General features: G+C 67.7%; 16 protein-coding genes. 13 read left to right on the plus strand and 3 right to left on the minus strand.

Translation table 11 applies throughout. The features are described 5' to 3' along the window. Nucleotides 1-135 precede the first annotated feature (135 nt). The 3 genes from AB1285_RS26970 to AB1285_RS26980 all read left to right on the plus strand — a co-directional run bounded on the left by AB1285_RS26970 (nt 136) and on the right by AB1285_RS26980 (nt 2193). Nucleotides 136-570 carry a hypothetical protein gene (locus AB1285_RS26970; protein ID WP_429978258.1) on the plus strand — a complete coding sequence of 145 codons (435 nt, stop codon included), beginning with the start codon at nt 136-138 and terminating at the stop codon, nt 568-570. 644 nt (nt 571-1214) lie between these two features. Further along, on the plus strand, nt 1215-1412 hold the full coding sequence (locus tag AB1285_RS26975; RefSeq protein ID WP_429978259.1) for a hypothetical protein: 198 nt from the start codon (nt 1215-1217) through the stop codon (nt 1410-1412). Nucleotides 1413-1677: 265 nt separating this feature from the next. Then, nucleotides 1678-2193 (plus strand): hypothetical protein, encoded by a 516-nt coding sequence (locus AB1285_RS26980; protein WP_429978260.1) that lies wholly within the window; start codon nt 1678-1680, stop codon nt 2191-2193. Between the two features lie 1186 nt (nt 2194-3379). Here the strand turns inward: AB1285_RS26980 and AB1285_RS26985 are convergent. Further along, entirely contained in the window at nt 3380-3637 is a 258-nt protein-coding gene (locus AB1285_RS26985) for a hypothetical protein (RefSeq protein ID WP_429978261.1), read from the minus strand. A gap of 354 nt (nt 3638-3991) precedes the next feature. Between AB1285_RS26985 and AB1285_RS26990 the strand changes: the two genes are divergently transcribed. From AB1285_RS26990 to AB1285_RS27000, 3 genes are all read left to right on the plus strand, one after another. After that, nucleotides 3992-4297, plus strand: a complete 306-nt coding sequence (locus AB1285_RS26990; protein WP_429978262.1) for a hypothetical protein — start codon at nt 3992-3994, stop codon at nt 4295-4297. Continuing rightward, the gene (locus tag AB1285_RS26995) at nt 4294-4635 is read left to right on the plus strand and encodes a hypothetical protein (protein WP_429978263.1); all 342 of its coding nucleotides are present in this window, start codon (nt 4294-4296) and stop codon (nt 4633-4635) included. The genes AB1285_RS26990 and AB1285_RS26995 overlap by 4 nt, the downstream gene beginning before the upstream one ends. 140 nt (nt 4636-4775) lie before the next feature. Then, nucleotides 4776-5363 carry a DUF6927 domain-containing protein gene (locus tag AB1285_RS27000; RefSeq protein ID WP_429978264.1) on the plus strand — a complete coding sequence of 196 codons (588 nt, stop codon included), beginning with the start codon at nt 4776-4778 and terminating at the stop codon, nt 5361-5363. Nucleotides 5364-5860: 497 nt separating this feature from the next. Here AB1285_RS27000 and AB1285_RS27005 read toward each other — a convergent pair whose 3' ends face one another. After that, nucleotides 5861-6373 carry a hypothetical protein gene (locus tag AB1285_RS27005; protein WP_429978265.1) on the minus strand — a complete coding sequence of 171 codons (513 nt, stop codon included), beginning with the start codon at nt 6371-6373 and terminating at the stop codon, nt 5861-5863. Between the two features lie 232 nt (nt 6374-6605). After that, nucleotides 6606-6866, minus strand: coding sequence for a hypothetical protein (locus AB1285_RS27010; protein ID WP_005050818.1), 261 nt, complete (start codon nt 6864-6866; stop codon nt 6606-6608). A 159-nt stretch (nt 6867-7025) separates the two neighbouring features. Here AB1285_RS27010 and AB1285_RS27015 point away from each other — a divergent pair, with 159 nt between their 5' ends. From AB1285_RS27015 to AB1285_RS27045, 7 genes are all read left to right on the plus strand, one after another. Next, the gene (locus AB1285_RS27015) at nt 7026-7313 is read left to right on the plus strand and encodes a hypothetical protein (RefSeq protein ID WP_005050816.1); all 288 of its coding nucleotides are present in this window, start codon (nt 7026-7028) and stop codon (nt 7311-7313) included. A gap of 63 nt (nt 7314-7376) precedes the next feature. Beyond that, nucleotides 7377-7556 (plus strand): hypothetical protein, encoded by a 180-nt coding sequence (locus tag AB1285_RS27020; protein WP_429978266.1) that lies wholly within the window; start codon nt 7377-7379, stop codon nt 7554-7556. Nucleotides 7557-7683: 127 nt separating this feature from the next. Continuing rightward, the gene (locus tag AB1285_RS27025; RefSeq protein ID WP_429978267.1) at nt 7684-7896 is read left to right on the plus strand and encodes a hypothetical protein; all 213 of its coding nucleotides are present in this window, start codon (nt 7684-7686) and stop codon (nt 7894-7896) included. 264 nt (nt 7897-8160) lie between these two features. After that, nucleotides 8161-8514, plus strand: a complete 354-nt coding sequence (locus AB1285_RS27030; protein ID WP_429978268.1) for a hypothetical protein — start codon at nt 8161-8163, stop codon at nt 8512-8514. Nucleotides 8515-9125: 611 nt separating this feature from the next. Then, nucleotides 9126-9395 (plus strand): hypothetical protein, encoded by a 270-nt coding sequence (locus AB1285_RS27035; RefSeq protein ID WP_429978269.1) that lies wholly within the window; start codon nt 9126-9128, stop codon nt 9393-9395. Between the two features lie 53 nt (nt 9396-9448). Then, the gene (locus AB1285_RS27040; protein ID WP_193599314.1) at nt 9449-9625 is read left to right on the plus strand and encodes a hypothetical protein; all 177 of its coding nucleotides are present in this window, start codon (nt 9449-9451) and stop codon (nt 9623-9625) included. A gap of 54 nt (nt 9626-9679) precedes the next feature. Beyond that, nucleotides 9680-10001 (plus strand): hypothetical protein (locus AB1285_RS27045; protein ID WP_429978270.1); only part of this gene is annotated, 322 nt, incomplete at its 3' end.

Raw genomic sequence — 10001 nt, forward strand, 5'->3', positions numbered from 1 at the left:
CTCGTAGATCCACGTCTCAGTCATGCACGCCGCCGTCTCCCCCATCGTCCTGCGCTCACCCGCCGGGCCCAATGTCTGACCCCTCACTTAGAGTGTAAGCGTCACATTCACTAGCAAGCGATCCGGGAGGACACCATGACCGAGCAGAGCGAAAACCCGTTCAAGGGCGCAGAAATCATCGCCGTCTACACCGCAGAGGAGGCCGTCGCAGACGGGCTGCTGCTGCACTTCAACCCCGCCACCGCCCTCGAGGCCGGATACCGGCTCACGGTACTGCTCACACCGCGCCGCCTACGAGGCCGCGGTTGCAGTGGACCCGCGAGGGCGACTGGCAGAGCGAGGACGCCCGATTCTGGGACGTGCTCAACGTCATCCGCCCCACCGCCCGCCAGGGTCGCCGGCGATCTCGTCCCGCGCGAGACCTACGTGCTGCGCGTGCCGAACGCCACCCGCTCCGGCAACCCGAGCACCGCCACCACCGCCAGCCGCCAGCGACTCCGCGTGAGCATCGAGGGGTACAACCTCACCGGCCAGGCGTGCATCATCATCGCCCTCCCCGGCGAAGACTGACCCCCACCAGCGCCCCGCCGGGATCTACCGGCGGGGGCGCTGCCGCGCTCGCCGCAGCAATGTCGGAGGCCTCCCGTAGCCTGTGAATGTCACATTCACCGCCTACGTTCCAAGGAGGACACCATGGCACCCACACCACTCACCGTCGACGAGATCTCGCGGACGATCCTCGAGCGGATGACCAGCAACCACGGCGGCTCGCTCATCGAGGCAATCGACGACGGCGCGTTCGTCGTCGACGACCCAGGCCGTCGCCTTACTGGGTCGGCCAGGCCGTCGAACTGGCCCGCCAGGGCATCGACGACGACACCGAGAGACCGACGCCCCGCCGGTCGGATACTCCTGCGCCGAGTGCGGCGTCCAGGACGCCCGCAACTACGTCGTCACGATCTTGGACCACGAGGACATCCGCCACACCCGCACAGAGGTCTGCATCCCCTGCGCCGTGACGGTCTCGGCCGAGTCCGTCGACAGGATCATCGCCGGGCTGCTCACCCGCTGACACCACCGGGGGCGGGCACCGCGCCCGCCCCCCGACCCTCTGACGAAAGGACCAGCCATGACCACCGCACTCACTCCCTACGACACCGGCCCAGCGCGCCGAACCGGCGACCTGGACGCCGAGCAACTCCCACCTGTACTCGATGCCCGTCGACGACCGAGCACGCATCCTCGCCCACCACGGCGACGACTTCGGCAAGGTCGACTTCGACAACGCCGAAGGACAGGCGATCGCCACCGTGTGGGCGACCCCGACCGGCGACGGATGGACGCTGCACATCACCGAGCACGGAGCACCCCTCGCGCTCGCCCGCAGACAACCGCCCGCCTGCGCGAGCTGACCGGCGCCGCACAGGCGGCGATCGAGGAGGCCGAGCGCTCCACAGAGGCCGATACCATGGATGCCGTCTTCGAGGCCCGTGACGGGGCTGTGGACGCCCTCAGAGCACTCCTCGCGGCACACTCACACCACCCGCCAGCTGAACCTCCCCCAGTGCCCCGCCGGGATCTACCGGCGGGGCACTGCCGCGCTCGCCGCAGCAATGTCGGAGGCCCCCCGTAGCCTGTGAATGTCACATTCACCGCCTACGTTCCAAGGAGGACACCATGGCAACCACCACCAACATCGAGTTCGCTCAGGCCAGCTCGACATGCCCGCCCCGGTCACCGAGCGGCGCGGCGGCCTACGTCGGGGAGATGGCCCGCACGCAGGCCGATCTCGTCGCCGCCCAGGCGCAGGCCGCGGATCTCGCGCTGACCGTCGAACGGCAGCAGCGCGAGATCGACAGGCTGCGACTGCCGATCACCGACGCCGCCGACGACCGGCTCGCGGCGATCTGGGAGAAGGGTGAGCAGATCGCCAACGATGAGGGCTTCTGCTCCGAGTACGACCGGCTCGTGGAAGCGATCGGCGGCACCCCGCGCGAGCGCGACTTCCGGGTGACCCTCTCCGTCACACTGACCCAGCGCGTTACCGTCTCGGTCACCGCCCGCACGTCGGACGAAGCGGAAGACCTCGCGATCGAGGCGTACACCGTCGAAGACGTGATCGAGTCGCTCCGATCCGACAACTACGTCGCCGACTCGATCGACGCGGAAGTCACCGACTGGGAGCGCGAGTAACCCAACCCGGCGGGGCGGGCACACCGCCCGCCCCCGCCCCCTCGCGGCGCTCGCCGCTGCCAATGTCGGAGGCCCCCCCGTAGCCTATGAATGTCACATTCACTAGCAATCCGGGAGGATGCCATGACCCACCAACCGCACCGTACACGCCGTCTGGTTTCAGTCCGTCGACCCCGAGGAGGCCTGCATCGGCGGATGCCAGTGGCACCCCGACAACGCGCAGATCGACCGGTTCATCGAGTCGGAGCGCGCCTGGCGCAACGAGGTTGACTTCGAGTACCTGCGCAAGACCCTCACCCTGCCGATACGATCCTGCCCGGCCTGGCCGTCGACCAGCTGACCGAGGCGCAGCGCGCCGACGTCACCGACTGGGTCGACTCGCTCACGGGTGAGGTCGCATGGGATCGCCGCGTCGTGCTGCTGGGCAGCACTCACCCCGGCGGCGAGCGGCGCCGGATCGACGCTGAGCTGGCAGCCGCACGAGGCTGACACCGCCGCGCTGGGCCCCGTCGACGAACGCGGGGCTCAGCCCAGCCCGTCCAGTTTGTCCAGACGGGTCGCGATGTCCTCTGCCCAAATGTTCTTCGACGGCCAGGATCGCACCAACGCCTCGGTCGCCTCCGGGAGGGTGTAGTCCCGACCTCCGGGATATTCGCCACGTCCGCCATCGGCGTGAGCGCTCAGAATGTTGCCGTCACGGTCAAGCCACACGACAGGGCCAATAGTCGACTTGAGTGTCGTCTTCCGAGTCGACGTCGAAGTGGACTGAGTAGTCTCCCTCCCTTCCGACGCAAATGGCACTCGGCGTGACGGCATAGCTCATCTGTCTTGGGGTATTCCAGGGGAAACGCCTTGGGGAATGTCTCGAGCAGCGCAGAGTACATCTCGTGGGTGGGCAGCGGGCGGGCGATAATGGCCCTCACCTGATCCATGAGCGCCCGCGCGTCATCGAACCGTAGGCCCCTCCACGGACACCGCTAACCCGCGCTTCATGCCCGACGCGATCTCGGTCTCGAAGTATGGGCCGGGATAGCTGCGCCCCTCGAAGGGTCGCTCGTCATAGAAGCGCTCAAACGCGCCAAGTTCCACGTCCTCAAACCTGTCTGCCCTCATGGCCGAGAGCGTACACAGGCCCGCGGTAGCAACCTAGATCCCCGGCGAAACCCCTCTCATCAACCGCCTGCCCTCATCGCTTCCGGTTCGCGAACGGCCAGCGACCGAACACGTCAGCGAACGCGGCGCGGTAGCGAACCTCCACGTCCTCCGCGGACTCCTCCGGCGTCGTCACCCACGCAACGAGCAGCTCGTCTTGATCGGCCAGCTGCCAGATCGAACGCCCGCCCTGGTGGCTGGCACCCTTCCGCGCGAACTGCCCCAGCCGCTTGCGCAGCCCGCCCACTTTCGCCTCTGCCTTGCCGATGTACAGCACCGGCGTCCCCGACACCCACCGAGCCGCGAGGTCATCCAAAGGGTAGGCGGATCCCGCCCGCGCTCGCGTCAGCTCGAGCAGCTCCGGCGGACGTCGCCGCCGGACGCAGCACCACGTAGATCCCCCGCCTCAGTCGGCACCCCTCGCGGCCGCAAGATCCGCGAATCGAACGAACCCCACGAACCCCGACCGCCTCGAGCGAGGCCCGATCCCACACGGCCGGCATCCGCAGCCCACCCGCCTCGCCGTCGCGATGGGTCGTCTTCATCGACGCATCGTCTCACGGCACCACAGGCGATGTCCCGGCTCCGGGCAACAGACCCCTCGGCTATGGTCTGAGCTACAGACGCCTGATGAGGAGACTCGTTCATGCCCAACGTAGACAGCAGCGGCCGCGACAGTTTCGGGCGGCGTGTAGAGACAGGGCTGGCAGCTGAACTCTTCAAGCAGCTCAAGCCGCTGCTTCTCGAAAGTGACATCGACCTCGACAGCGGCAAGGCCTACACAATCGACGAGATCAACGATGGCCTACAGGTGGCGATCCAACGTCACAACTTCATCATGGCGGTGCCTACAGGTGAGGCTCGAAAAGAGGCGTTCCGCGCGATACGGCTCGCTGCAGAGTACTTGTGGGAGGCCGACTACGAAGACTTCTCCGACTTCCTCACCGGATGACCCCCGACGAAGAACCAACCCCCGCGCAGATCATCGGGACGACGCTCAGCCTCCTGGATTCCTGGTTCGAGGACGAGGTTCTCACCGGGGCAATCGCGCGCCCATCCTTCACCGAACGCTGGGACGAGGAGTCAAGCAAGATCATGTACGAGATCTTCGAGCGAGCCAGAGAGCACAGAGCTTTCGACTCCTACTCGGAGTTCATCGGCCGTTGGGGCGGACTCGTCGTGATGACGTTTGCAATCGGCGTGGTCTTCGAGGGCCTCTACGCATGGAGTGAAGACGACGACTACTTCGTCGATGTCGCTGACGAACTTCTTGACCCCGAGGCCTGGTAGCCCCCTTCGCTCTCCCCCGAGCTCGGCCCCGCGCTCGCGCTCGCCATCCCGCCGCCGTCGTTGTTGCTGTCACGTCGGCGATGTCGGAGGCCTCCCTTAGCCTGTGAATGTCACATTCACTAGCAACCGAGGAGGACACCATGGGTGCCACATCCACTCACAAGACGGCCGGCGTCAGCGTCAGCGACTACTTCGCGGACTACTTCACCAACGCCACGATCATCGCCAGCGGCACCCGCCGCGACCCCCGACTACATCGGCGGGAGCTACGGACTGGCCCTACGAGTTCTACGCCGCGGTGCGCTACAACGACGGCCACCCCCACGCCGGGGAGGTCTTCGCGTTCGTCGTGCTCTACTCCGTCGCCCCGTCCAGCTACTACAACTTCACGTACAAGGACATGGACGAGACGGTCGGCCCCGGCGCAGTCCACGCACCCCGCCGGGTGCTCGAGGCCCCTCACCCCGACCGACCACGAGTACGCCAACCAGTGGCGCGCCGCCTGCTGGGCGAACCTCGAGCTCGAGGAAGCCAAGCCCCGCGTCCGCCGCGGCGACCACATCCGCTTCGCAGAGCCGTTCACCTTCGGAGGAGGGCTGCAGACCACCACGGAGACCGTCTTCGAGGTCGAAGGGCGCGACGTGCTCCGCGTGATCGACCACCACGGCGTGCGCGTGCGCATCCCCCGCTGGCGGGCACGCAGCTACGCGCTCGCCGCAGCCAGCTGAGCGAGTGCGGGGCGCCCCACACAGGGGACGCCCCGCAGTCCTCACCGCGCAGCTGCTCCACCGCGCCGGGGCGCCGGCGCCAGTGACCGGCGATCTCCCGTCCTGCGCGCGTGTGCTCCGGCACCCACACCATCCCCCGCCCATCCGGGAGCGCGACAGGCTTGACCAGCCCATCTAGGGACTCCTCGAGCATCAGCGCCGCCGTATGGCGATCGCCACCCGCCGCGAGGTACTCCTGGCCTCCCGCGGCGTCCGAAGACCCGCTGACGCAGCTCCGCGGGCGCGTCGAGGCTGTCTCCCCGCAGTCGCCGTGCAACGGCATCCATCCGAACCTCTTCACGGATCTCCGATATCCTGCCCGCGCCCGTGCGCAGCTGCCGCCGGAACCGCGACAGCTGCGCATCCCGTCGACGCGCCAATGGCGACCTCGCCCGCCCACGCCTCGAGCGCCGCCTGATCCAGCGGTGTGTACTCCGCCATGACCCGCTTCCGCGCGCTCACCGCCCGGTCCCGCTCGAAGAACTCCCGCGACTCCGCCTCATGCGCTCGCCGCTCTGCTGCCGGGGACCGACGCACGCGCTTTGCCGGCAACCCAACGACTTGAGGCGGCGAGCCAGCCGCTTCGACTCACGGTTGGACTGCAGCGCCCGCTCATACACATCCGGGTTCTCAGCCCGATACTGCCGCTGCCACTCGGTCAGGTGTTCCCGGTTGCGCTGCTGCCAGTCCCGCGACGACGCCTTCACCTTCTCCGGGCTCTGATCTCGACGCTGTCTCGCCCTGGCCAGCACCGCGTCACGGTTGCGCTCGTAGTAGCGCCGCGAGTACTCCGCCGTCTTCTCTGGGTGCTCCGCGTGCCACCGCCTGATCGTCTCGCGCTTGCGCTCACGGTTAGCCTCGGTCCACCGCCGCACCCGCTCGCGGTCCTTCTCGCGCCGCTCCTTCTGCGCTCGCATCTTCCGCGACCGCTCCCGCATGTACTCCCGGTTCTTCCGGTTCACTTCGTCCACGGTTCTCCGCGTGATACTTCGCCCGGTACGCGCGGATCTCCTCGCGATGCTCCTCGCGATACCGCTTCGCGTAGTCCCGCTTCGGATCGGCCGCAGCGCTCGCCGCAGCCGACTGCTCCTGCTCGGCGCGCTTCGCCTGCTGGCGTGCCTGACCCGCTCGCAGCCATGCCGCGTGAGGGGTCGGTTGGTCCGCCAACCGGTCGCGCCGACGAGTCGTCGACGCCGGCGGACATTACGACTCCGCTGGCGCCAGCTCGAGCAACGTCTGGAACAGGGCGTACCGGTGAGCTGTCGGGTTGGTGATCGCCAGGCCGACCGCCTCTCGCAGCGGGGCGCGTTGCTCATCGGTCAGGTCGGTCACCGGCTCGAGGCACCAATCAACGTCGGTGTCGACGGTGTAGTCCGGCTCGTCGATGTGAATCTCTGGGTAGTACGAGATCGCCGCCAGCCCCACGCGCTGCAGGACGTCGTCTACCTCTTCGCGACTCGGCATCGCTCCTCTCTCGTCGCGGGCTTGTGCCCGTCTGAGGGGTATAGGCCGCATCCCGGCTGCTTCGCGGACACAGAGTGCATCGCTCGCTCGCCGGCGCAATGTCCGGACCCCCACCGTAGCCTATGAATGTCACATTCACCACCTACTACGGAGGACACCATGAAGCTCACCCTCAACTTCGGGCACCGCCAGGAAGAGATCGACCTGGGTGAACCCGACGCCCGCGACGGGCTGTTCGACAACGGCGAGATCGGCGCCTACGCCGGGAACATCTACCTGTACGTCGACGGCCGCGAGTACGGGTCGCTGTTCATCCACCACGACGACCAGGGGCCGATCATCGAGCTCGGCCAGTTCGACGAGACCGCCGACGAGTGGGTGACCCGCGCCGCGCTACGCGCCCTGCCGGCACACGTCGCGCAGCCGCTCGAGAACGCCGGCGCATGAACGGCCACGAAGGCGGCTCCAAGACCGTTTGGCCGGTGGTACGTCGAGGTCAGCCCCCTCGGTGTGATCGCCGGCCCCCTCGAATCCGGGGCCACCTACACCACGACCACCCTCCGGTTCCCCATCGGATGGCGCGTCGGAAAGGTGTGGAGCAACGGCGTCGCGTCCGGCCCTCCCGAAATCTTCGGCATCCCCCGTCGAGTCGTCAGCGCCGCAGCCGGCATCGCCAGACAGATGCAATAGACCGAGCTGAGGGCGGCGGCAACTCCGCCGCCCTCAGTGACGCACTCGCGATGTCCCCCAGCGATGTCCGACCCCCTCCCTAAGCTGTGAATGTCACATTCACTAGCCGACGATCCGGGAGGACACCATGGCAACCATCAACCAGCACCCGTCCGGCGTCGCGGACTGGGCCACCATCTGCGCCTGGATCCACGAGAACCGCCCCGACCTTTGGGAAGGGCTCGGCCCCGCCGACGAGGACCGCGCACCCCGCGAGCTGATCCAGCAGATGCAGGCCAGATCGCCACTTGACCTCCGGGCAGGAAACACCTACCCTAGTAAATGTCACATTCACTACTAACTGAGTAGAGGGAGAACCCACAGACCCACAACCAGGGGAACCGCGCAACGCCCGTTCCCCTCCCAGGGACAGGCCGCCACACCGCAGCCTGACGAGCGCTCGCCGCGCTCGCCGCCATGTCCCTCCCGGCGACCCGCCGTCCTCCCAACCAGGTCGCCGCCGCGGGGGCGGCTCCGTGACACAGCCGCCCCCCGCCCCTTCCCCTTCATGTCCGCGAAGAGAACGATCCGCGGCCTATACCCACAAGACGAACCGGAGGATCCCATGGACAGCATCGACACCACCGCACCGGCCGATTGGCACGACTTCTACGTCGACCCCTTCCCCGGCCGCAAGGGCTCCGAGCGGATCACCGACACCTGCGGCAAGTGCATCGGCACCGGCCTGTACACCGCGCCGACACATTTCACCGATGGCCAGGGGCGCCCGATCTGCTTCGACTGCCGCGGCACCGGCACCCGCAGCCGCCTCGTCAGCAGCGCCCGCGCCACCGCACGAGCCCACGCGAAGGCACACGCCGAGCACGTCGACACAACACGGGCGATCACCGCCCGCCGCGCCGCCTTCGAGGCCGAGCACCCCCGGCCCTCCGCGACCAGCTCACCGAGGCACACCTGAGCATGCGAGACGGAAACCCGCTGCGCGAGAAGATCGGCTACATCCTCGACTCCCTCGAGGACTTACACCGGCACCCTCGACGACGACGAGGTCCGCACCGCCCACGAGCTGCTCGAGCAGTACGAGCTCGAGCTGGCCGCGCGCCGCCCGGTCCCCACCGGGCGCACCCTCATCCAGGGCGAGATCCTCGCGACCAAGACCACCGACACTCAGTGGGGAATCACCGTCAAGATCCTCGTCCAGGGCGAGGGCTGGCGCGTATGGGGCACCAAGCCCTCCGAGATCTCCACCGCCGCCCGCGGCGACGTCGTCGCGTTCACCGCCACCGTCTCCGCTTCCGACGACGACGACAGCTTCGGCTTCTACTCCCGGCCCACCAAGGCACACATCATCGCCGCGGCATCCGCCGCACCGCATGAACGAGCGCCTCATGAACAGCCGCACCAGCCTGACCATCTACCCCGCCCACGACGAGAAGTCTCTGCTCCCACCGACGCCGATCCTCGTCGACGAGCACTACTTCGTGCGCGCCGGGCTCGAGCAGCTCCCCCGCACGACTCATCGGATTCAGCCCCGCCGGCGCGCTCGCCATCACGGCATGGGTTCACGACGTGTTCCGCACCCCCGAGCTCGCACGCGACCTGTACCCGATCTTCATCATCGCCGGCCACGTCCAGGCGTATCCGATCCCCGCAGCCAGAGTCACCGTGCGCGAGCCATCCGGCGTCGTCCAGGTCGTCATCACAGACCCCCGCGGCAAGCGATACCGCCCGTACCTCGGAGAGGACCGCGACGTCGCCGACCGCATCGCCGCCGCCTGGGGTTCCCACCGCGGCTACTCCGCCACCGTCCAACCGATCACCCCGGCAACAAGCGCCTGACCACGCGAACGGAGATCACCATGCGCTGCCTTATGTGCGAAGAGCCGACCACCATGTACATCCCCTCCGACGACGTCGACGGGATCGGGCTGCACAGCTGCGGCGCGTGCGGCTTCGAGATCGAAGCTCCCCGCGACGAGCCCGTGCGGATGATTCCCGTCAACGAGCGTCGAGAGCGGCCCGTCGACGTGACGACGACGACGGTTGCGAAGACCCTGCAACCTCTCTAGTATCAGTGAATGTCACATTCACTACTTTCTTACTGATCCGAGGAGTGCTCCCCAATGAGCGAAGAGGCAGCGACCGTCACCGAGGAAGTCGTCTACGTCGGCCGCAAGGCCGCGAGTAATGGAAAGCTCGCGCACTGGTATCGGACGCTCGACGACGGTGAGCTCACCAGCAAGGAGCTCGGCTCGTACAAGCCGTACACGTCGGCTCCGGTGGGCGCGATCATCACGATCACCCGCCCCGCCGGCGAGCCGACCGTGCTCTACACGGGCGGACAGTACACGCCACGGATCACCGGCAGATACGCCGACACAGCCGCCACCGACGAGTGGCGCGTGGCCGATCAAGCGGAGGCGCAGCGGGATGCGAATGAGCGGC

This window comes from Microbacterium sp. NRRL B-14842 (genome assembly GCF_050470785.1).